The sequence below is a fragment of the Candidatus Pelagibacter sp. Uisw_090 genome, assembly GCF_047717845.1.
Taxonomy (GTDB): Bacteria; Pseudomonadota; Alphaproteobacteria; order Pelagibacterales; family Pelagibacteraceae; genus Pelagibacter.
Genome location: NZ_CP159810.1, coordinates 414,990 through 437,395 on the forward strand (window position 1 = coordinate 414,990; position 22,406 = coordinate 437,395).

Here is a 22,406-nt window from a genome sequence, read left to right on the forward strand (position 1 = left end):
AGAATTAACTAAGATAAATCAATAGCATTTTTCTTTAAAACTTCCATTGAAACAAGCTTTAAAGTTTTTTCATGTGTTCTTTTTAAATAAACTGGACAAGGTTTGCCAGCATCAACAGCTCTTGCATACCAACTAGCGCAAACACACCAACCATCTCCAGCTTTTAGTCCTGGAAACCCAAACTCAGGATGAGGGGTTATTAAATCATTGCCAGCCTCTTTACACCATTCTAAAAATTCTGTTGTAACTTTTGCACAAACCGTATGAACGCCGTGATCATTTTCATCAGTACTGCAACAACCATCTCTATGCCATCCAGTTAAAGGGTCGTTAGAACATTCTTCTAGATCTTCACCTAGAACATTTTTTTGTATATTTTTCATTTAATCAGTTGAAGCATAAATTTCATGATCTACATAAGCGTTAAAAGATACCGACCTTCTTTCTTCATCAGTATCACAAAATGGGTAAACAACATGCATTAAATAATGTGGGAAAAAATAAAAATCTCCAACTTTTGGTTTTATATTAAAAATAGATTCTGATAAAAACGTTTTAGAACCATGAACCAATTGAAGATCACCATTTTTATTTGGTTTATTTTTCTGTTTAGTGTTTCCTAGAACGGTTGGCAATTTTAAATAACCCACACCAGACACATGTCCATTATGCATATGTAGAGGATTATATTCATTTTGAAATTGCCTAACTATCCAAGATGCTATGAGATCAAATTTTGTAATTTTTTGCTTGTTATATGAATAAATCCAATTAGCACACTCTTTCATTAAAAAATCGCTAAAACCGCTTTCTTTCATAGCTTCATCGTTTATTATAATTTCTTGTGAAACATTGCCAGCAAGCTTATCTCCTGCATTAATTTTTTTTTCTTCTAAATTTTCATTTAATTTAGATTCTGTATATTTGTTAAGGTAATTTAGTATTTCATTAGGAATTCTTACTTTTGCTATAGATGGCCCAAAAGGTCTAAATAATAATCTTTCCACTTAAATTTTTGTAGGGTTAGGCTGACCTTTGTAAATAATTTCTGGGTCAAATGATTTCTCTTTTTCTTTAAATTTCATTTCAATTTCTCTACCATTTTTAATTGGACCTAATGGAATTGATCTATAAAAGCACGATCTATAACCAACATGACAACTTGAGCCATCCCCAATATCAACTGTTAACCAAATAGAGTCTTGGTCATCATCAATTCTAATTTCAGTTACTTTTTGAGTGTATCCACTAGTTTTACCTTTGTGCCAAATTTGCTGTCTAGATCTGCTAAAATAATGAGCCTCTGTAGTTTCTATAGTTTTTTTAAGAGCCTCAACATTCATATAGCCATGCATAAGAATATCTTTAGTTTTAGAACACATTGTAATAACTGGAATTAATCCATCATTATCAAATTTAGGTGAAAGGAGCTTTCCTTCCTCAATTTCAACTATATTTTCTCTTTTTTTAAACATATCTAGGTGATTATGTAGCATATTGGTCAATATATTAAATATTTTAAAAACAAGGATTTACTGTATAAACTTGCCTTATGAAATTAGTAGAAGAGACAGATAGCAAGATTTTAGATACCAAAAAAGTTTCTGATAAAGAAGCTGAAGAAGCTTTTAAAACTATCTTAACTTGGATGGGTGAAGACCCTAGTAGAGAAGGATTATTAGAAACTCCTAAAAGAGTTGTTAAAGCATATAAAGAATATTTTAATGGATACTCAGAAGACCCTAATAAAATTTTAGATAAGACTTTTGGGGATGTCGAAGGCTATGATGATATGGTTGTACAAAAAAATGTTTCTGTACAAAGTCATTGTGAACACCATATGGCTCCAATTATTGGAATTGCACATGTTGCATACATTCCAAATGAGAGAGTTGTGGGTCTAAGTAAGCTTGCAAGAGTAGTAGAAGTTTTTTCAAAAAGATTACAGACACAAGAGAGACTTACGATGCAAATTGCTAAAACAATAATGGAATCTTTAGATGCAAAAGGTGTAGCTGTAACAATAGATTCAACTCATCAATGTATGACCATGAGGGGTATTAAGAAAGAAACTGCAACAACAGTTACAAATTATTTCTTAGGACAATTTAAAGAAGACCTTGGTGTTCAAAATAGATACTTAAGATTTATTAGTAAGTAATTCTCGCAAGGAGGAAATAACATGTCAGATAATTTTAAAGCATTAATTGTTAATCAAGAAGGTGAAAATTTTACTCGAGAAGTAAAGTCAATAGATAAATCATTTTTAAAGCATGGTGATGTACTTGTTAAAGTAGATTATTCAGACTTAAACTATAAAGATGCACTTATTTTAAATAATGGTGCAAAATTAGTAAAAGAATTCCCACATATTCCTGGTATTGATTTTGCAGGCACTGTTTTAGAAAGTGATAATTCGAAATTCGTAAAAGGGGATGAAGTAATACTTACAGGTTGGAGAGTTGGAGAAATTTACTTTGGTGGCTATTCTCAATTTACAAAAGTTAATGGAGATTACCTAGTTAAAAAACCTAAAGATATTACATCTAAACATGCAATGATTATGGGTACTGCTGGACTAACAGCATTATTATGTTCTTTTGCAATTAAAGCTAGGGAGGAACTTTTATTAGGTGAAAAAGTTAAAGATGTTTTAGTAACTGGTGCATCTGGAGGTGTTGGAAGTATTGCAGTGATGATTTTAAATAGATTTGGATATAATGTTACAGCAGTTACTGGAAAAGCTGAAAATGAGGAATATTTAAGATCATTAGGTGCTAAAAACATAATAAATAAAGCAGATTTAGATAAAGACCCTAGACCATTAGATAAAGGTTTATGGGACGGTGTTGTTGATACTGTTGGTGGAAAGATACTTGCTAATGCACTTGCTCAAACTAGGGACAATGGAATTGTTGCAGCCTGTGGAAACGCCTCTGATTATAAATTAAATACAACAGTTATGCCTTTTATTATTAGAGGTGTAAAACTTTGGGGAATAAACTCAGTCACAGCTTCAATAAAAAGAAGAGAGTTTGTTTGGAATGAAGTTAAAAATCTTATTGATTTTGAACAACTAGAAAAATCAATTAAAACTGTGAGCTTAGAAGATTTAATAGATATATATCCGAAAATGTTAAAGGGTGAAACATCTGGAAGATATATAGTTGATCTTAATAAATAAATGGATTGGGATAAATTAAAAATATTCCACGTAGTTGCAGAAGCAGGTAGTTTTACTAATGCAACAATAAACTTAAACTTAAGTCAATCTGCAATAAGCAGACAAATTCAATCATTAGAACTGGATCTTAAAGTACAACTCTTCGAGAGACACGCAAGAGGTCTTACTTTAACTGAAAATGGTGAATATTTATTTAAAACAGCTCACGATGTAATTAGTAAATTAAAAGAAGTTGAATCTACACTGGGAGATCAAAAAGATAAACCAACAGGTAAATTAACAATTACAACTGTTAGAAGTTTTGGTACTCACTGGCTAACACCTCGTATTCAAGAGTTTATGACTTTAAACCCTGAAATAGAAATTGAATTAATTTTTGATGATAAGGAGTTAGATTTAAGTACTAGACAAGCAGATATAGGTATTTTTATGAGAAGACCTAAACAGCTTAATTATATTCAAAAAAAGTTAGTTGATATAAAATATTATATTTATGGTTCTAATAAATATTTAGAAAAACATGGGATGCCAAAAACAATCAATGACTTAAATAAGCATAAATTCATTTCATTTGGTAAAGGAGCACCATCTCCTGTCTATGATCCAGATTGGGCTTTAAAACTTGGAATTAAAGATGCTAAAAAAAGAAAACCAGTAATGAAAGTTAATAGTGTTATGGGTTTACTTTTAGCTGTTGAAGCTGGTGTAGGTCTTGCAGCACTTCCTGAATATTTAGTTTCAAATTCAAACAACGTAATAAAGGTTCTTCCTAATTCAGAGGGCCCCATAACAGAGGCTCACTTTGTCTACCCTCAATCACTTAAGAATACTGCAAGAATTACTGCTTTTAGGAACTTCTTGTTCAGTAAAATTGGTGATTGGAAGTCTTAATTAACTAGACTTATCATTAACATATACTGAGACGCCTCTAGAATTAATATCTACATCAAATTTTTTATGTAAAGGTGGAAAAGCTCTTTGCGGACAATCTAATCTATCACAAGTTCTGCAAGATACACCGATAGGAATTTCTGTTGTTTTATCACTAACATTAATATTTTCAGTGTACACAAAGTCTTTTGCATACTTTGCGTCACAGCCAAGACCAATTGATAGTATGCTTTTTGATTGACCAAATCTTCCCACACCTTTTTCTACAGTTCTTGCAATACAAACATATTTTTCACCATTAGTCATTTTGCTAACTGCTGCTTGAATTACACCTGGTCTCGTGAATGCTGAATAAACATTCCATCTAGGACATGCACCGCCATATCTTGGTATATCAATTCCTGATAGTGAAAATCTTTTTGAGATATTTCCTGCCATGTCAACTCTTAGCATATGAAAAGGAATACCAGGTAATTTTGGATCTTGTAAGCATGTTACACGGTGAGCAACTTGTTCAAAAGAAGTTGCAAATGTATTCTGTAATAACTCTAAATCATATTTTAATTTTTTACATTCAGCATGAAAAGGTTTGTAGGGCATTAAAATTGCTGCACCACAATAATTTAATAAAGCAACTTTAGTCAATTTTTTTGATTCTTCTGAAGGAAAAGAAAATTTAGATAGATAATTATCAATATCTTTCATTGCACCTTCTTGTGCAATCTAACTGCTGCATGAAGTTTTTTTGTTTCCAAAGAACTATAATCACTTAATAGGAGTTCTTTTTTATTTTTATTATAAATTTTAGAAAAAGGCTTTCCATCTTCTGGTAAAATGTCTTTAACTATAATTGAATATTCTTTATTTAAATACTCGCATAACGCAATATATCGAGTTCTGTTATTTTTTTGAATCTTATTAAAAACTTTATTTGCAAACTCTTCTAATTTTGGAAAATAGTTTTTATGTTCTTGAAGAAAGTCAGATATTACCTCACCAGGAAAAGAGTTTTTTCTATTATCAACTATTTTTCCTGAAATTTTTTCTATTTTATTAATTAGTTCGTGATCTTTCTTTTTAAGAATATCTCCCAATCTAACAAGGGCCCTACCTATCTTTGGGTTTGTGCCAACAAGATCTTTAACCTCAGGACCAAGAATATCCAGGTCTTCAAATAATTTATCATCTAGAATTTCTGAAATAGTATTTTCTAAGTTAACATCTGATTTTGATGTTAGGTCTGAGAGTTGGATATTTAATTTTTCACAAACCTTAAGTAATAAATCTCCATCTATTTTTCTTTTTCCACTTTCAATTAAGTTTAAATAACTCGGAGAAATACCTAGATCTTCTGAAAGTTTGTTAGCTTGCAGTCCTAACTGTCTTCTAAAAGCCTTTATTTTAGGACCAATTTTTAAATCAATTTTACTCATAAGCTTTATTTGTAAATTTTGTAAATTTAAATTTACAATAAGTTTCTTTGTTTTACAAGGTTTTTAACGATTTAGTTGGATTTTGTAAATTTAGTAAATTATAAAGTTTACATGAACAATAAAAACATAAATAAAAACCAAGAAAACCAAGAAAATCAAGGTGAAATTAACGAAAGCAACAATCAGAATCAATTTAGTCAATCTGGTATTTATCTAAGAGACGACCATTGTGATTGGGGTTCTAGTGGAATGAATGAATTCACTCAAGAATATAGTGAAGACAAATAAGTCCTCTTACCGTTAATTTACTTACGATTTAATTTTCTTAATATATAATCTAGAAAGACCTACCTATGAACTCAGAAGCTAAAGTTTCATACGATTTAAAAAGATTTTTAGGAATTAAAAAAGACTACACTCCAGAAGAAGTAGAACGATTAAGAGGTTCTATCAAAATTGAATATTCGATGTGTAAGCATCAATCTAAAAAATTATGGGATCTGTTAAATTCAGAAAATTATATTAATACATTGGGTTCACTTTCTGGAAATCACGCTATTCAACATGCTAAAGCCGGATTAAAAGCAATTTATTTAAGTGGATGGCAAGTAGCAGCTGATGCAAACACTGCTGGTGAAATGTATCCTGATCAATCTTTATACCCATATGATAGTGCTCCAAAATTAGTTGAGTCAATGAACAATGCTTTAATAAGAGCAGATCAAATTCAGCATATGGAATTACATGATGGTGATATGAAATCAAAAGATAGAACAGATTATATGCTACCAATTATTGCAGATGGTGAAGCAGGATTTGGTGGCCCATTAAATGTTTTTGAATTAACAAAAAAATTTATTAAAGCAGGTGCTGCGGGAGTTCATTTTGAAGATCAGTTAGCCAGTGAAAAGAAATGTGGGCATATGGGTGGAAAAGTTTTAGTTCCAACGGGCACTATGATTAAAAATTTAAAAGCTCGAGGTTAGCTGCTGATATTGCAGATGTACCATTAATAATTTTAGCAAGAACTGATGCTAATGCTGCAAAATTGATTACCAATGACTTTGATGAAAATGATAAACCTTTTTTAACAGGTGAAAGATCTCCTGAAGGTTTCTATTATGTTAAGCATGGAATTGAGCAGGCTATCTCAAGAGGTTTAGCCTACGCACCTTATTCAGATTTAATCTGGTGTGAAACTGCAACACCAAATCTTGAGGAAGCAAAAAAATTTGCAGATGCAATTCATGAAAAGTTTCCTGGTAAATTATTAGCTTACAACTGTTCTCCTTCGTTCAATTGGAAGAAGCATTTATCAGATTCAGAGATCTCAACATTCCAACAAAAAATTAGTGAGATGGGTTATAAATTTCAATTTATTACACTTGCTGGATTTCACACTCAAAATATTGCAATTTTTGAGCTTGCGGAAAAATATAAAACAGAAGGAATGACTGCTTATTCTAAAATCCAAGAGCTTGAGTTCGCTAGAGAGAAGGATGGTTACACAAGTGTTAAACACCAAAGAGAAGTTGGGACATCTTACTTTGATGCAGTTTCAAACACCATAAGTAGTGGAAAAAGCTCTACAACTGCTATGGCAGGCTCTACAGAATCCGAACAGTTTTAATTAGTCTTTACTTAAACTTTAAATATGTTCTAATATTTAAATGATCTTAAGTGGAATACTTTTAGTCATTTTCTACATTTCTCATCGATATATTGTTGCCTGGATTATCTATTACAATAATAGTGATAAAAGATTTGGTACTTCTATTTGGCGTTGGACTTATGATTACAAGGTTATTGGTGAAAGAGATATTTCAGATCTTGATGATAAGCCCTTTGTAAGAAAAAGAAGAATTAGAAATCGCACAGTTACCTTAATGTATTGTAACTTTTTTACAGGTTTTGTTATCTCCCTGTCTTTTTTAAGTAATTTACTTATTGCAATATTATTTTAATTAACTCTTGTAAACTGCGTCAATTAATGCGATTGATAATCATTCGCAATGTTAATAATAAGCATTCCAAACTAAATAACCAATAAAAACGGGAAATAATAATGAAAAAACTTACAATTATTGCATTTTTCATGGCTTTATTTGCAAACATGACGTTTGCTGCTGAAGTTAATGTATTCAGTGCAAGACATTACGATTCAGATATTCAACTTTATGAAAAATTTACAGCTAAAACTGGAATTAAAGTAAACGTTGTATCTGGTAAAGATAAAGCTCTTCAAAAACGAATAACTGAAGAAGGTGCTGATTCAAAAGCTGACCTTTATATTACTGCTGACGCAGGAAGATTAGGTGCATTCGCTGCAAAAGGAATGTTCCAAAATTCTATGACTGCTGCAATTAAAGCTGCCGTACCAGCAAATTTTAGAACTCCTAAATGGACTGGAATAGCTAAGAGAGCAAGAATTATGTATTACTCACCTGAAAGAGTAAATGCAAATGAGCTTAACGGTATGACTTACGAAGGTCTTGCTGATCCAAAATGGAAAGGTAGAGTTGTTATAAGAAAATCTAACAATATCTATAACCAATCTCTTGTTGCATCATTAGTAAAAAATAATGGTAAAGCAGCAACTTGTTCTTGGGCAAAAGGTGTTGTGGCTAACATGGCTAGAGACTCTAAAGGAAATGATAGAGCTCAAATTTTAGCTGTAGCTGCAGGTGAAGCTGATCTAGCAGTAGCTAATACTTACTATTATGCTTTGATGTTATCTGGAAAAAAAGGTCCAGAGCAACAAGCAGCTGCTAAAAAAGTTTTACCTTTTTTTCCTAACCAAGGAGACAGAGGAACTCACATGAACATTAGTGGAGGAGGAGTACTTAAAACTTCACCAAATCCTGATAATGCAAAAAAACTACTTGAGTTTTTATTAACTAAAGAAGCACAAGAACACATAGTCAATAATACATTTGAATATCCAATGATTGATGGCGTTGAGCCTCATGCATTAGTTAAACAAATGGGTCTTGGATACAATCAAGATTTAGAAACTAAAGTTGCTAATTATGGAAAACAACAAGCTACAGCACTTGAGTGTATGTTAGCAGCAAGTTGGAAGTAATAAGCTAGTGAAAAAGAATTTATTTAATATTGATTTAGATAAATCTTCTGACGTATATGGGTCTCAATCTCTGAAAGCTTGTGATCCATGTGCAGCAGAGTGTGAAAAAATCAATAGAAAAATAAATAATAGAAAATTATCAGATATTGAAGATAAAGAGGTTGCACATATCCTCTCTCCTTTTAATACTTAATTTTCTTTTTAATGATTGTGCTCATAGCTTTACAAAAGGTATTTACCCTACCTAATTTAACTATGAGCACTAAAAAATTTAAATGCAAGTAATTCAATTAAACAAACACTTAAAAAATAACAGGAATAGAATGATAGAAGGAAAAAAATGTTCAAATGTAGTTTTGAAAACAAGAAAAATTGGAAAATGGGTTGATGTAAGTACTGATGAAATATTCAAAGGTAAAAAGGTAATACTGTTTTCATTACCAGGTGCATTTACACCAGTATGTTCTGAAAAGCAGTTACCTGGATTTGAAGAAAATTATGATAAATTGTTAGGCTTAGGTATTAATGAGGTTTATTGCATTAGTGTTAATGACGGTTATGTGATGAATGCTTGGGCTGATCAACAAAAATTGAGAAAAGTTAAGGTATTACCAGATGGAAATGCAGATTTTACAAGGGCAATGGGCATGTTAGTTGATAAGAAACACGTAGGATTTGGTCTAAGAAGCTGGAGATATTGTACGATTATTAATGATGGTGTGGTTGAAAAATGGTGGCAAGAGGATGGCATGAATAATGATGGAAGTGATCCTGATCCATACCATCAAACAACTCCTAAAAACTGTATAGAATATCTATCTAAACAATAAAAGCTGAAAACCTAAATGGTATAAGAAATTTTTAAGAATTAGCTCTATAATCTCTCTCTCAAATTGGTTTTAGAGTTGGTATTAACTTCCCTTGGTTACGAGGGAAGTTTCTTAAAAATAATTATTAAGGTAATATAAAATATGGGATTTGGAAAAATAAATATTTGGTATGCAGCATCTTTACTTATTTCTTTAGTAGTGGCAGCACCGATTTTAACAGTATTCAGCAGTTTTTTTGAAACTACTGGAGATTATAGTTTAATTTTAAAAAATACTTTTCTTTATGATTATATTTATAATTCTTTAATACTTTTAATAGGTGTTTTATTTTTAACATTTATAATTGGTGTTGGATGCGCTTACTTAGTTTCATTTTATAATTTTCCAGGTGTAAATTTCTTTAAATGGTCTTTGATCTTATCTTTTGCTGTCCCAGCATATATTTACGCATATTCCTTAACTGCTTTTTTTGAAAATTATGGAACAGCTTTTTCAATTTTAAAAAATTTATTTGGAGAAGGGAATTATAACTCTCATATTCCTAAATTTGATGGAATGATGGGTGCTATAATTTCAATATCATTTTCACTATTTGGTTACGTTTATGTTTTAACCAGAACATCATTTCACTATCAGTCACAGAATTTAGTAGAACTTGGAAAAAACCTTGGCTTTTCTAAAAAAAAATCTTTTTTTAAAATAATACTTCCTTCAGCAAGGCCTGCTATAGTTGCTGGTTTGTCATTGGTTGCAATGGAAACTTTATCAGATTTCGGATCTGTATCTTTTTTTGGTATATCTACTTTTACTACAGGAATATATAATGCTTGGATTTCTTTTGATGATCTTACTCTTGCTAACAGATTATCATTTTACCTATTAATTTTTATTCTTGGATTGTTTATTTTGGAAAATTTTTCAAGAAAAAAAGCCCAGTATCACACATCTTCTAAGGGTGGGTTTAAATCTAAATCAGTTATCAATTTAGGTGGATATAAATCATTTTTAGCATTTTCTTTTTGCATGTTAGTTTTTTCTATAAGTTTTTTATTTCCTGTTCTACAAATGCTTTATTGGACAATTATATTTCCAAAACATTTAGCTGATTTAGATCTAATTAACTTATTTTCAAATACTATAATTTTAGTAATTTTATCTAGCTGTTTGTTAATTGCCTTAGCTTTTATTTCAAATTATGGGAATAGAGTTTCTAAAAGTAAATTTTTAGAAGCACTAACTACATTTTCAATATCAGGATATGCAATACCAGGGATTATTTTAGCGGTAGCATTCATTACCTTTATCTCATGGTTTGACAGCAGTATTCTAGGTCAATTTGAAATGAGCAGTATAAAGCCAATTTTTATAGGTTCTATTCTTGGCCTAGTTTTGGTATATTTTATTAGATTTTATTCATTAGCAAGCAATGGAATTAAATCAGGATATTTAAAAATTAATTATTCCATTGATGAAGGCGCATATCTGCTTGGATATTCTAAATTCAAGACTTTCAAAAACATACATGTCCCATATCTAAAAAACTCAATTTTATTGATAGGAATTTTGTTAGCCATTGAAATCATTAAAGAGTTACCAATTACGCTAATTATGAGACCATTTAATTTTGAAACTTTTGCAACAAAGGCATATATCTATGCTTCTCAGGATTTATTAGAGGCCGCAGCAGCCCCGTCATTATTTCTTATAATTATTGCAAGTTTCTTTATATTAATTACATCTAAATATATTCTTAAAGACTAAAATTATGACAAAAATTTTTCTAGAAATTGATAATGTAACATTTACTGCTAGTGCACAAAACAAAGTAAGCAATGTCTCATTAACTATTGAAAATCAGGGAGACATTATCTGTTTATTGGGTCCATCTGGAATTGGTAAAACTACAATTCTTAGAACAATTGCTGGTTTAGAGAAAATTAATTCTGGAAAAATTAAATTAAAGAATAAATTACTTTCCTCTAAAGATGTCCATGTGGAACCTGAAGATAGAAACATATCAATGGCCTTTCAAGATAACTCACTTTTCCCTCATTATAATGTTTTAGAAAATATAAAATTTGGTGCAGAGAGAAATAAAAAGAAGAAAAAAGGTTTAAATATAAATGATATAATTAAATTCCTTCATATTGATCACGTAATTGACAAATTTCCACATCAAATAAGTTCTGGTGAAGCGCAAAGAGCCTCTTTAGCCAGATCTTTATTATCTAACCCAGACTTATTATTATTAGATGAACCTTTATCAAATGTAGATCAAAGTTTTAAAGAAGAAATTCAAGTTAAGTTGAAACAAATTTTAACTGAACAAAAAATAACAACAATCATCGTTACACATGACTCGTATGAAGCTTTTTACTTGGGTACAAAATGTGGAATAATTCTTGATGAACAATTAAAACAATTTGATGATCCGTATAATGTTTATCATTTTCCAAATTCTGTAGAGGTGGTTAACTTTTTGAATAGAGGAATTTTAATTCCAGCAAAAGTTACCGGTGAAAACAGTTTAGAGAGTGCTGACTTAGGTACAATAACTGGTGATTTTATAAAACATTACCCAAAAGGATCTGAAGTTCAACTTTTATTACAACCAGAAGATCTGGAACATGATGATCAGAGTAATTTAAAATTAGAAGTCGTTGATAGAAAATTTAGGGGAACAAATTTTATCTATACCCTTAAAACTATGAGTAATAAATTAATACCTGTCTTTGTACACTCTCACCATATTCATCAACACCAAGTAGATGAAAAATTTGGCATCAAGAGACCAATTAATATTGATCATATAGTTTGTTTCTAATACAAAACTTAACTTAAAATGAATGATAGATTAAAAACCTTATCTAGAGGAATAATTGACGTAAGTCCTTTAATGATACCTGTGGTTCCATTTGGAATTATTTATGGTGTTATTGGTATGGAATTAGGTTTGGGTGCGTACATGACACTTGGAATGTCTATCATAATTTTTGGTGGAGCTTCTCAAATAGTTTTACTTCAATTATATTCAGGTGGAGCCTCTTCTTTGGTAGCAATAACTTCTGTTAGTGCGGTAAATTCTAGACACTTATTATATGGGGCAGTATTTTCAGAATATTTATCTCATTTAAAATTAACGTGGAAAATAATTTTGTCTTACGTGTTAATTGATCAAGCATTTGCTGTCTCAAATACTTATTTTAAGAAGAATAAAGAAAATGAATTTAAACATTACCACTTATTAGGTGCTGGCTTTACCTGTTGGATAGTTTGGCAAATATCAACAGTGTTAGGTATTGTTCTAGGATCAGTTATACCTGAAGAGTTAGGTTTAAGTTTTACTATTTCTTTAACCTTTTTGGCCTTGTTAATTAATGATTTTAGAAAATTTAAAAATATTATTGTGATGTTGGTATCAGGCATTGTTGCAACTATTGGCTACAATACAATACCATTTCAAGCATATATTATCGTTGCAGCCATAGCTGCTTTACTAATTGCTACATTATTAACTTTGATAACTTTAAAGAAAAATTAATGCATTGGTCGACAATTATTTATTGTGGAATTATTACTTATCTAACAAGGTTTTCTATGATTTTTTTATTAAAAGAGGACATATTAAACGATAAGACAAAAAAAATACTTTCTTATGTACCTTCTGCAATTTTTCCTGCAATAATCTTTCCACCAATATTTCTAGATAGTGCAGGCGCAATAGATATTGAAAATAATCCAAAAATATTAGCTTCTATATTTGCAATAATTATTGGTTATTTTAGTCGAAGTATTATTGCCACAATATTTGTGGGACTTATTTCTTATTGGTTTTTGATTTTTGTATATTACCAATAGAAAAACTTATAATTAAACCTTTAATGTTTCATAAATTTAAAGTCAGCAACGATTTACTTGGCATATTTTATATGCTTTTATGTCAATTCTCATTTGCAACAAATGATGCTTTTGTAAAAGTTATTTATGAAAACTATGATGAGATATTAGTTTTAAACCAAATCATTTTTATTAGGGGTATTTTTACATTACTTTTCATTTTATTATTTCTTTACATTAAGAAAGAACTTAATTTTAAATTAATCTTTACTTCAAATGAATTGAGAGTGAGAGGCATTTTAGAATCCTTAGCAGCTTTATTTTTTTTCATTGGTATTGCTCTATTACCCTTTGCAAATGTTTATATTTTATTAAGCATGGCACCAATTTTATTAACTGCATTTAGTGCAATATTTTTAAGAGAAAAAGTTAGATGGAGAAGATGGAGTGCAGTGTTATTGGGTTTTGTTGGTGTGGTGGTGGTAATTAATCCTGGAAAATTAGAGACTAGTTATTATTTTATCTTTCCTATAATTGCAGCAATTATGCTTTCGATTAGAGACATGTATACAAAAAATTTTAAAAAAGATTATGCCAGTCTACAAATTGCATTTATGACCTGTTTTGTTGTTACAGCTCTTTTTGGCTTGTTAAGTATTTATAAATTTTATGATTTTAGTTTAAAGGATATATTTATTTTATTTATTGCTGCTTTTTTTCTAGCATTAGGCTATATTTTTTCAATAGCAACAATCAAAATCGCACTAGTTTCTGTCACATCAACATTTAGATATTCAGTTATTTTATGGGGAATATTATATGGATATTTTTTATTTGATGAGGTGCCATTAACTAATACTTATATAGGAGCTTTAATAATTGTTATTAGTGGATTAATTATTATTTCAAGACAAAAAAAGATTGGGGTTATAAAATAAAATCAAAATCTTGTTAATCGAACTTTTAAGACATATGATTAAAACATGAAAAAAATATTAATTATAATTTTTGCATTATTTACAATTAAAGCTTTTGCGGTCGATAAAAGCACAACTTTTAATAATGAAATTTTTCAAAAAGCTCAACTTGAAGGAAAAACAGTTGTTATTAATTCTTGGAATGAAACTTGCTCAACATGCAAGGCACAGATAAAAATTCTAGATCAAGCTGAAAAAGAATTTAAAAATGTTCTTTTTTTAAGTTTTGAGCAAACCAAAGATAAAGATATAGCAAAACAATTAGGTATTGATTATTGGACTACTATTGTTGTTTATAAAAATAATAAAGAAGTACAGAGAAGCATTGGCCAAATGGATAAAGCTAAAATTTACGAATTAATAAAATCTTAATCTTGAATAATAAAGCCTATTAATGATTATTTGATGATCCAAAAAATTATATTTATTATATAAACCAAAATACCATAAAACATAAACATGAGGATTTTGTCTTTTCCTGTTTTTTCTTCCCAGTTCAATTTAAATAATACTGATGGAGAAGCTACTAATAGGATAATCCCAATTACAATTACAAGTAATGATAAAATTATAAATACATTCATAATTAAATTTATTTAATCAATTCTAAACCAGCTTGTTTCCAGTTTTTTAAACCACCAATTAAATGTAAGCATTTATTATATTGATAAGACTTTGATATTTGTACTGCCAGAGTAGATCTTTGACCAATAGCACAATAAAACAAAATTTTCTTATTCTGTAATTTAGTTTTATTTTTATTTAAGTAATCATTAATTTCTGGGAAAGAAACTCTTGTACTATTTTTAATCTTTCCAATTTTATCTAGTTCATTTTGCTCTCTAAGATCTATTAAAATTATATCTTTTTCTAATAAACAATTTTTAAACTCATTAGGTTCAATTCCGTTATTAACTTTTTGTTTATCAAGATCTATTCCAAGTTTTAAATTACTAGGAACTGCTACATCCATTAATTTAGGGTCAGGTAAATTAAGATTATTCATAATTTCCATATATTCATTAACTGACTTTACTTGCAGCCGTGGGTTAAATTTTTTTTCTTCTAAAATAGTGCTCACAGTATCTCCTTTATAATCATGAGCTGGATACACTAAGGTTTCATCTGGTAATTTTAATAATTTATTAAAAATAGAATTATAAGAATCTTGCGGATCACCATTTTGAAAATCAGTTCTTCCAGTTCCTCTAATTAATAGTGTATCGCCAGTAAAAACCCTATCATTCATTAAGAAACTAAAACTTTCAGATGTATGACCTGGTGTGAATAAAGCTCTAAATTCTAGACCATCAATTTTGATTAATTCTTCATCTGATACTTGCATAGACACAACATCTACTGGTGTTTTATCACCCATAATTGTTACACAATTTGTTTGATCTCTTAGTTCTGCAATCCCCGAGATATGATCTGCATGTATGTGTGTATCTATTACTTTTACTAATTTTAAATCTAATTCTTTTAATAGCTGTATATATCTTTCAACATTTTCTAATACAGGATCAATGATTAAAGCCTCTCTACCTTTTGCAGAAGCAATTAAATAAGTGTAGGTACTTGAACTCTTGTCAAATAATTGACGAAATAACATTTGAATACATTATCATTATATTGAGAATAGTAGAATCTATTTAATAGTACCAAATTTTAAATAAATTTTATCTAAATAATAAAATAGAGATAACGCTCTTAACACCATGAACAAACATAAAGATACCCAAATACCAGTATTGCCCATTATTTTTGTTAAATATAAAGATATTAATAAATAAGAAAATACTGAGAAAATCATCGCATTTCTAAGTTCTTTTGTTTGTGATGCACCAATAAATATTCCATCAAATTGATAACAAAAAGATGAAATTAAAGGCATCAGTATTAGCCATACCACATAAGATGAGCTTAGATTTCTAATACTTTCAATATCAGACATTAATTCAATGACGTACTTGTTAATAAAAAAATAAATTATTGAAATAATTAATCCCGTAAGTGTACTTAAAATAAAAGAGTTTTTAACAATTTTTTTAAACAAACTTACATCTCTTTTACCCAAGGAATAACCAATCATACCCTCAGTTGAAAATGCGTAAGCATCAAGAATGAAAGCAGACAAAAAAACTAAGTTAATTAAGATGGCATTGGCGGCAATGTAGTCTTCCCCAATTTGACTTCCAAGGTAAGTAAACCAAAAAAATGAAAAGGTTAATAATATAGTTCTAATAAATATGTTTAGATTAATATTAAAAATATTCTTAAGTTTGTTAAGATCTATTAATTTATTAATATTAATATTAATTTTAGACATTTTATTTAGATGCCAAAATGTATAAATTAGAAAAGTTGTGGATATTAAAAGTGCTGAGAATAAAGTCCCATAAGCAACCCCTTTGATATTTAAATCAAATTTTGAAACTAAAACAATACTTAAAATTATGTTAAGAATTGAAAAAAGACCAACGGCTAAACTTGAGATTTTAGTCTTCTGTAATCCAACAAATAAACCAGTTATAATGTAAAGTGTTAATTCACCAGGTGCTGAATAAATTCTTATTTGAAAGTAATCCTGATAAAATTGCTTAGTAGTTTCTGATAAATTAAAGATACCCACACTTAGATTGAATATATAACTTTGTAATAAAATTAAGATCAATGAAATTAGCAAAACAAAAACTAAATTTCGAACAACAATATTAAATATTTCTGTGTAATCTTCTTTACCATAAGCTTGTGAAACTAAACCAACGGTTCCCATTCTTAAAAAACCAAAGCTCCAAAAAATCATAGAAAATAAATTAGCAGCCACAGATGTTGCTGATAAATATGACAAATTACCAAGGTTACCCATTAAACCAGTATCGATAATACCAACCAGTGGAATAGCCAAGTTTGCAAAAAAAATTGGAATAGATAATTTTAAAATGTATTTAATGGAGGGGTTTTGCATTTAAGCAATAAACTTCAATATAGATTTCGCAGGATTTGTTTTTTTAATCCAATCTTGAGGAATACCTTTTAAGCCTTTATACGCTGCAAAATAAGCACCCACAAAATTAGCACGTGAACAATTACATCCACCAGCTTTAATTGTTTTTATCACTGCAGTTTTAAAACTTTTAGAAGTTATAATTGCATGTATTCCTCCATTAAAAGTACCTGGATAACTACATGCTTTACCAAATTTCTTTACAACAAAATTGTGGGGTTTTGACTTAATTTTTTTAACTTTTTTGATGTTTTCAATAACATTTTTAAAGTATTTGTTTTTTATGTTTTTTCTTAAAAAGCTATTAACTGGATCCTTGTCTCCTTTATCCGCTAAATCAATAATCTTAAGTTTTGCCAAAGCAAATTGTTCGCTAATCTTGCCATTAGCAACACTTCTTATAATTTGTTTTGTTTTCTGCTCTGAATTATTTGAAAAATAAAAGGGTAGGCTTGCACAATATCCATCAGACTCGTTAACTTTAGTACCACCCGTGATAGTTTTTTTTAATTTAATATTTTTAATAGTTTCTAGGATATTTTGATGAATCCATGGGCCTTTCAAAGCTGTTTTCCATTTAATTTTTTTGTATTTTTTTCTTAAAGATAAATTTTTCCAATAGCTTGAGCCTGGCCCAAAATTTTTGATAATATTTTTTTTAAAAAGTTTAATGATTTCTTTGTGATTAGCTGCCTTAGTTAATGTTTTAAGCATTACCTGACCTATATCGTTATAACCAGAAACTTCTCCTGTCTTAATAGAATAGAATGGAGATCTATTTTGCTTAAGAAATGCAATATTTTTTTTTCCTTTAATATAAGATTTAAGTTTTTTTTCATCATACACCCAATGTAAAGGTCTTGCCTCTGCATCCGCAACAGTTGCGCCAAGAAATATATGTAACTTATCAAACATCAATAACTAATACTTTATTTAAATATAAGTTAAAATGTTTTAAATTAAGTAATGCTAAGTTTTAAAAATTGGGATAACAAAACTTGGATTTCATCTACAAAATATATCCAGTCCTTCAATAATTTTTTGGTAAAACAAAAAAAATTAACTAAACACTCAAAAATTTTAGATATTGGATGTGGTCGTGGCAAGATAATGGGCTCATTATCCTCTAAGCTCAAATTAATAAATAAGCCTATTGGAATTGATATCGAAAATCATAAAGATTTTGATAAAAAAATTACCTTTAAAAAAACAAATGCAATTAAATATCTTAAAGATAATAAAAAGAAATTTGATTTAATATTGATTAAACAAACTATTCACTTATTTAACTTAAAAGACATTAAGAAGATATTAAGCTATTCATACGACAGTTTAGAGGTGGGAGGGATTATTTTAATTTTAACTTTAGATACAAAAAATAATGAAATTCCTACATTTTCTTTGATGAAGAAAAAACTTAACCAGTCGTTCAAAAGAGATATTCTTATTTGGGAAAAACTACTTCAACTAAATATTAAAAAAAATATTACTAAATTTAATTTTAAAGTAAATATTAAAAAAAACATATATTTAAAAATGATAAAGCAGCGTTATATATCCACTTTATTAAAATTTAGCTCACTTCAAATTTCTAATGGAATTAACGAGATTAATCTTAAATATAAAAAAAACATTTTATTTAATGATAAACTCAAATGTATAATATTTATAAAAGTTTAAAGAATTCTCTTTAAAATATTTTCTCTTAATAAAAATTTATGAAACAATACAGCTAAAATATGTAATGTGATTAATCCAATCAATGCATAATTTGCCAATATATGAATTGAATAAAACTGCTCAGAAAGTTCATAATTATAAGTTAAATTAATTTTTTTAAAAAAAATAACCAAGCTTTCACCATTAAATAGTTTTTTTAAGATACCTGAGGTTGTGACTGTTAACAAAGCTAAATATAATAATAAGTGATTTAATCTTGCTATAAATTTTTGTCCTAGAAAAGCACTTCCTTTAAAATCAGGAATTGGCGTTAATACTTTAAAGATTAGTCTTATTAAAGCTACGTAAAATACGATTAATCCAAATAATATATGATAATTTTCTATATCAACCCTAGTTTGATCAAAGTCTAAATTCACCAAATAAAACCCTAAAGGTATTTGAACTATTAACCCTGTGGCAGTTAGCCAATGGAATAATTTACTAAGTAATCCATATTTTACTTTGTTATTTAATATAGACATTTTTAAATTAAACACATTATGACAACAATTAAAAATACTTTATTTTTTATCTTTATATTATTTTATAGTTTCAGTGCTTTTTCTGAACAAACTGTAGAAGAGATTATTAAAGAAAGAAAATCTATTTTTAGTAAAAATTATAAAACTGCAAAAAGAGTTAATAGTCTTGCTTCTAATGGAGATATAGATGAAGCAAAAAAACTAATGATTGAAATGAGTGTTAATTATAAAAGATTAATAAGTCTTTTTCCTGAAAATTCAAAAGTAGGATTTGGAACAGAAGCATTGCCTTCTATTTGGGAAAATAAAGATGAATTTAATTTATTAATGACAAAAGCTTCAAATAATATGATTGAGTTAACAGCTGTTATCGATGAATCAGATGATATGAAAGCAACTCTTGGAAAATATATGTGGAGTAGCTGCAAGTCTTGTCACTCAAAATTTAGAGCTGAACATTAAGATTTAGTTGTTTGTATTTGAAAATTTTAATATTGTTAAACTATAAATGTCTGCCGTATTACCAAATTCAGCAAAAGTAGTAGTTATAGGAGGAGGTATTGCTGGTTGTTCTGTTGCTTATCACCTTACAAAGTATGGTTGGAAAGATACGATATTATTGGAAAGAGATCAGTTAACTTCAGGAACTACTTGGCATGCAGCAGGTCTTGTTGGTCAATTAGGAGCTTCAGCTACCATTACCCGTCTTAGAAAATATTCTTTAAATCTTTATAAAGAATTAGAAAAAAAAACTGGATTATCAACTGGATTAAAACAAAATGGAGCAATCACAGTTGCAAGCACACCCGAAAGATTACAAGAATTATTACGACAAGCAACAGCTGCACAATTGTTTGATGTGAATGTTGAAAGTGTTAACAAACAAAGAATAAAAGAACTCTATCCTGTTATAAATGACGATGACATTTTGGGTGGAGTTTATATGCCAGAAGATGGTCAAGCAGATCCTATAGGAGTTACTAATGTATTAGCTAAAGCTGCAAAAATGGAAGGTGCTCAGATATTTGAGAAAACTCCTGTTGAAAAAATATTAATTAAAGACAAAAAAATTGTTGGTGTGCAAACTAAATTTGGCAAAATTGATTGTGAATACGTTGTAATTGCAACTGGGATGTGGTCTAGACAAATTGGAGAAGATATTGGTGTGAGTATTCCATTATATCCAAATGAGCACTTTTATATAATCACAGAACCATTAGATAAATTGCCTAAAAACTTACCAGTTTTAAGAGACTATAATTCCTGTCTTTATTTAAAAGAAGATGCTGGGAAAATGTTAGTTGGAATATTTGAACCAAATGCAAAACCTGCATTTAAAGACAAAGGAGTTGTTCCAGAAGACTTTTCATTTGGGGAATTTCCAGATGATTTTGATCACTTTGAACCTTATTTGGAAAAATCATTTCAAAGACTACCCATGTTAGAAACTGCTGGAATTAGAAAATTTTTTTCAGGACCTGAATCTTTTACACCAGACACCCAATATCTTTTAGGAGAAACTCCAGAAGTTAATAATCTTTTTACATGTTGTGGATTTAACAGTATCGGTATTGCAAGCTCTGGTGGTGCTGGAAGAGTTACAGCTGAATGGATGATTAATGGATACATGAATGAAGATTTATTTTCACTTGATATTAAAAGATTTCAAAAATTTCATTCATCTAAAAAATTTATTATGGAAAGAGTAACGGAAACTCTTGGTGACTTGTATGGAATGCACTGGCCTTATAAGCAGCATAACACTTCAAGAAATCAAAGACTATTACCTTATCATGAAGAATTAAAAAAAGAAGGAGCATGCTATGGTGTATCGGGTGAATACGAAAGGCCTATGTGGTATGCAAAAAATAATGAAAAAGCAGAATACAAATATAGTTTTGACTATCAGAATTGGTATCCTTCAGTTGAATTTGAAACAAAAAATACAATTACAAATGTTGGTTTGTATGAACTCTCTCCCTTTTCAAAATATGAGATAAAAGGAGAGCAAGCACACAGTGAATTACAAAGAATATGTACAGCTAACATTAAAGATGAAATAGGCAGATCAACTTATACACAAATGCTGAATAAGGCTGGAGGAATTGAAACAGACTTAACTGTTATTTGCATTGATAAAAATCATTTTAGAATAATAAGTTCAGCTGCAACAAGAACTCATGATAAAACACATATCATAAAATATTTATCACCCAATTTAGAATTTAAAGATATTACTGATGATCTTGTTTGTTTAGGAGTTTTTGGACCAAAAAGTAGAAATCTAATTTCAAAAATCTCAAATGATGATTTTAGTAATGAAACATTTAAATTTGGTTATGGTAAATTTGTAACGCTTAGTTCAAAAAAAGTTTGGGCTCAAAGATTGTCTTATGTGGGTGAATTAGGGTTTGAACTTTATATAGAGAATAAAGATGCTAAAGAAATTTATCAATTAATTGTTGAAGAAGGAAAAAATCATGATTTATCTCATTGCGGGTCACATGCTATGGATACAATGAGAATGGAGAGTGGATTTTTACATTGGGGTCATGATATTTCACCTGAAGAAAATCAATACGAGGCAGGGTTAAATTTTGCAATTAGTTATAAAAAAGAAATAAACTTTATTGGCAAAGAACACTTATTAAAAATAAAAGACCAAAAACAGAATAGAAGATTTATTATGTTGTCACTTAAAGATAGTAAGCCAGGCACACCTCTATTATTACATGAAGAGCCGATTTATCTTGGAGATAAGATTATAGGAAGAACGACATCTGGGAATTATTCATTTAATTATAAAAAAAACCTGTCTTTCGGATATATAAGTTCAATACATTCAAATGAAGAACTTTCAAAAATGGATCTATATATTGAGGTTGCCAAGCAAAAATTCCCAGCAATGGTGGAGATCACTCCCCTAAAAGGAAAACAAGCTAGATTTTTATAGTTTTA

The 22,406-nt window shown here is 29.1% G+C and carries 26 protein-coding genes and 1 pseudogene; 18 read left to right on the top strand and 9 right to left on the bottom strand.

Annotated elements, in window-relative coordinates:
• Positions 1-8 precede the first annotated feature (8 nt).
• Genes ABXT58_RS02195 through hisI form a run of 3 tightly spaced genes read right to left on the bottom strand, consistent with a single transcriptional unit; the run spans position 9 to position 1,475 of the window.
• Positions 9-383 (bottom strand): DUF2237 family protein, encoded by a 375-nt coding sequence (locus tag ABXT58_RS02195; protein ID WP_415304402.1) that lies wholly within the window; start codon positions 381-383, stop codon positions 9-11.
• A complete protein-coding gene (locus tag ABXT58_RS02200) occupies positions 384-1,007 on the bottom strand; it encodes a putative 2OG-Fe(II) oxygenase (protein ID WP_415304403.1) in 624 nt (207 codons plus the stop codon).
• Positions 1,008-1,475: a phosphoribosyl-AMP cyclohydrolase gene (gene hisI, locus ABXT58_RS02205; RefSeq protein ID WP_415304404.1), complete on the bottom strand. Its 468-nt coding sequence runs from the start codon at positions 1,473-1,475 to the stop codon at positions 1,008-1,010. It lies immediately after the preceding gene.
• A gap of 77 nt (positions 1,476-1,552) precedes the next feature.
• On the opposite strand from hisI, the gene folE reads away from it, so the two are divergent.
• The 3 genes from folE to ABXT58_RS02220 are packed head-to-tail and all read left to right on the top strand — an operon-like array spanning position 1,553 to position 4,075.
• Positions 1,553-2,161, top strand: a complete 609-nt coding sequence (folE, locus tag ABXT58_RS02210) for a GTP cyclohydrolase I FolE (protein ID WP_415304405.1) — start codon at positions 1,553-1,555, stop codon at positions 2,159-2,161.
• A gap of 21 nt (positions 2,162-2,182) precedes the next feature.
• On the top strand, positions 2,183-3,184 hold the full coding sequence (locus ABXT58_RS02215) for an oxidoreductase (protein ID WP_415304406.1): 1,002 nt from the start codon (positions 2,183-2,185) through the stop codon (positions 3,182-3,184).
• The gene (locus ABXT58_RS02220) at positions 3,185-4,075 is read left to right on the top strand and encodes a LysR family transcriptional regulator (protein WP_415304407.1); all 891 of its coding nucleotides are present in this window, start codon (positions 3,185-3,187) and stop codon (positions 4,073-4,075) included.
• Here ABXT58_RS02220 and ABXT58_RS02225 read toward each other — a convergent pair whose 3' ends face one another.
• A complete protein-coding gene (locus ABXT58_RS02225; protein ID WP_415304408.1) occupies positions 4,076-4,780 on the bottom strand; it encodes a helix-turn-helix domain-containing protein in 705 nt (234 codons plus the stop codon). It abuts the gene before it with no gap.
• Positions 4,777-5,508 carry a helix-turn-helix domain-containing protein gene (locus ABXT58_RS02230; RefSeq protein WP_415304409.1) on the bottom strand — a complete coding sequence of 244 codons (732 nt, stop codon included), beginning with the start codon at positions 5,506-5,508 and terminating at the stop codon, positions 4,777-4,779. Before ABXT58_RS02230 ends, ABXT58_RS02225 begins: the two co-directional genes overlap by 4 nt.
• 111 nt (positions 5,509-5,619) lie before the next feature.
• On the opposite strand from ABXT58_RS02230, the gene ABXT58_RS02235 reads away from it, so the two are divergent.
• From ABXT58_RS02235 to ABXT58_RS02290, 12 genes and pseudogenes are all read left to right on the top strand, one after another.
• Positions 5,620-5,796, top strand: coding sequence for a hypothetical protein (locus tag ABXT58_RS02235; RefSeq protein ID WP_415304410.1), 177 nt, complete (start codon positions 5,620-5,622; stop codon positions 5,794-5,796).
• Positions 5,797-5,861: 65 nt separating this feature from the next.
• Positions 5,862-7,138: pseudogene (gene aceA, locus ABXT58_RS02240) on the top strand (isocitrate lyase).
• Between the two features lie 40 nt (positions 7,139-7,178).
• Positions 7,179-7,472 carry a hypothetical protein gene (locus ABXT58_RS02245; RefSeq protein ID WP_415304411.1) on the top strand — a complete coding sequence of 98 codons (294 nt, stop codon included), beginning with the start codon at positions 7,179-7,181 and terminating at the stop codon, positions 7,470-7,472.
• A gap of 101 nt (positions 7,473-7,573) precedes the next feature.
• Complete coding sequence (locus ABXT58_RS02250; RefSeq protein ID WP_415304412.1) at positions 7,574-8,593, top strand: extracellular solute-binding protein; 1,020 nt, start codon at positions 7,574-7,576, stop codon at positions 8,591-8,593.
• Positions 8,594-8,600: 7 nt separating this feature from the next.
• Positions 8,601-8,786: a hypothetical protein gene (locus ABXT58_RS02255; RefSeq protein ID WP_168607384.1), complete on the top strand. Its 186-nt coding sequence runs from the start codon at positions 8,601-8,603 to the stop codon at positions 8,784-8,786.
• A gap of 133 nt (positions 8,787-8,919) precedes the next feature.
• Positions 8,920-9,423, top strand: a complete 504-nt coding sequence (locus tag ABXT58_RS02260) for a peroxiredoxin (RefSeq protein ID WP_415304910.1) — start codon at positions 8,920-8,922, stop codon at positions 9,421-9,423.
• A 141-nt stretch (positions 9,424-9,564) separates the two neighbouring features.
• A complete protein-coding gene (locus tag ABXT58_RS02265; RefSeq protein ID WP_415304413.1) occupies positions 9,565-11,184 on the top strand; it encodes an ABC transporter permease in 1,620 nt (539 codons plus the stop codon).
• Between the two features lie 4 nt (positions 11,185-11,188).
• Positions 11,189-12,247, top strand: coding sequence for an ABC transporter ATP-binding protein (locus ABXT58_RS02270; protein WP_415304414.1), 1,059 nt, complete (start codon positions 11,189-11,191; stop codon positions 12,245-12,247).
• Between the two features lie 18 nt (positions 12,248-12,265).
• Positions 12,266-12,964, top strand: a complete 699-nt coding sequence (locus tag ABXT58_RS02275; protein WP_415304415.1) for an AzlC family ABC transporter permease — start codon at positions 12,266-12,268, stop codon at positions 12,962-12,964.
• A 56-nt stretch (positions 12,965-13,020) separates the two neighbouring features.
• On the top strand, positions 13,021-13,281 hold the full coding sequence (locus tag ABXT58_RS02280; protein WP_415304416.1) for an AzlD domain-containing protein: 261 nt from the start codon (positions 13,021-13,023) through the stop codon (positions 13,279-13,281).
• Positions 13,282-13,304: 23 nt separating this feature from the next.
• Complete coding sequence (locus ABXT58_RS02285; RefSeq protein ID WP_415304417.1) at positions 13,305-14,198, top strand: DMT family transporter; 894 nt, start codon at positions 13,305-13,307, stop codon at positions 14,196-14,198.
• Positions 14,199-14,243: 45 nt separating this feature from the next.
• Entirely contained in the window at positions 14,244-14,609 is a 366-nt protein-coding gene (locus ABXT58_RS02290) for a thioredoxin family protein (protein ID WP_415304418.1), read from the top strand.
• Between the two features lie 220 nt (positions 14,610-14,829).
• On the opposite strand, the gene ABXT58_RS02295 is transcribed toward ABXT58_RS02290, so the two are convergent.
• From ABXT58_RS02295 to ABXT58_RS02305, 3 genes are read right to left on the bottom strand one after another with little or no spacing between them, the layout of a single operon-like run.
• Positions 14,830-15,849, bottom strand: coding sequence for an MBL fold metallo-hydrolase (locus ABXT58_RS02295; RefSeq protein ID WP_415304419.1), 1,020 nt, complete (start codon positions 15,847-15,849; stop codon positions 14,830-14,832).
• A gap of 36 nt (positions 15,850-15,885) precedes the next feature.
• Positions 15,886-17,205 carry an MATE family efflux transporter gene (locus tag ABXT58_RS02300; RefSeq protein WP_415304421.1) on the bottom strand — a complete coding sequence of 440 codons (1,320 nt, stop codon included), beginning with the start codon at positions 17,203-17,205 and terminating at the stop codon, positions 15,886-15,888.
• On the bottom strand, positions 17,206-18,159 hold the full coding sequence (locus tag ABXT58_RS02305) for an ADP-ribosylglycohydrolase family protein (protein WP_415304423.1): 954 nt from the start codon (positions 18,157-18,159) through the stop codon (positions 17,206-17,208).
• Positions 18,160-18,210: 51 nt separating this feature from the next.
• Between ABXT58_RS02305 and ABXT58_RS02310 the strand changes: the two genes are divergently transcribed.
• Positions 18,211-18,924 carry a class I SAM-dependent methyltransferase gene (locus ABXT58_RS02310; protein ID WP_415304424.1) on the top strand — a complete coding sequence of 238 codons (714 nt, stop codon included), beginning with the start codon at positions 18,211-18,213 and terminating at the stop codon, positions 18,922-18,924.
• Here ABXT58_RS02310 and ABXT58_RS02315 read toward each other — a convergent pair.
• Positions 18,921-19,448: a cytochrome b gene (locus tag ABXT58_RS02315; RefSeq protein WP_415304426.1), complete on the bottom strand. Its 528-nt coding sequence runs from the start codon at positions 19,446-19,448 to the stop codon at positions 18,921-18,923. The two genes, ABXT58_RS02310 and ABXT58_RS02315, sit on opposite strands and share 4 nt — an antisense overlap.
• An 18-nt stretch (positions 19,449-19,466) precedes the next feature.
• On the opposite strand from ABXT58_RS02315, the gene ABXT58_RS02320 reads away from it, so the two are divergent.
• Together ABXT58_RS02320 and ABXT58_RS02325 are read left to right on the top strand one after the other, a co-directional pair.
• A complete protein-coding gene (locus tag ABXT58_RS02320) occupies positions 19,467-19,910 on the top strand; it encodes a c-type cytochrome (RefSeq protein WP_415304427.1) in 444 nt (147 codons plus the stop codon).
• A 46-nt stretch (positions 19,911-19,956) separates the two neighbouring features.
• Positions 19,957-22,401, top strand: coding sequence for a GcvT family protein (locus tag ABXT58_RS02325; RefSeq protein ID WP_415304429.1), 2,445 nt, complete (start codon positions 19,957-19,959; stop codon positions 22,399-22,401).
• Positions 22,402-22,406 lie beyond the last annotated feature (5 nt).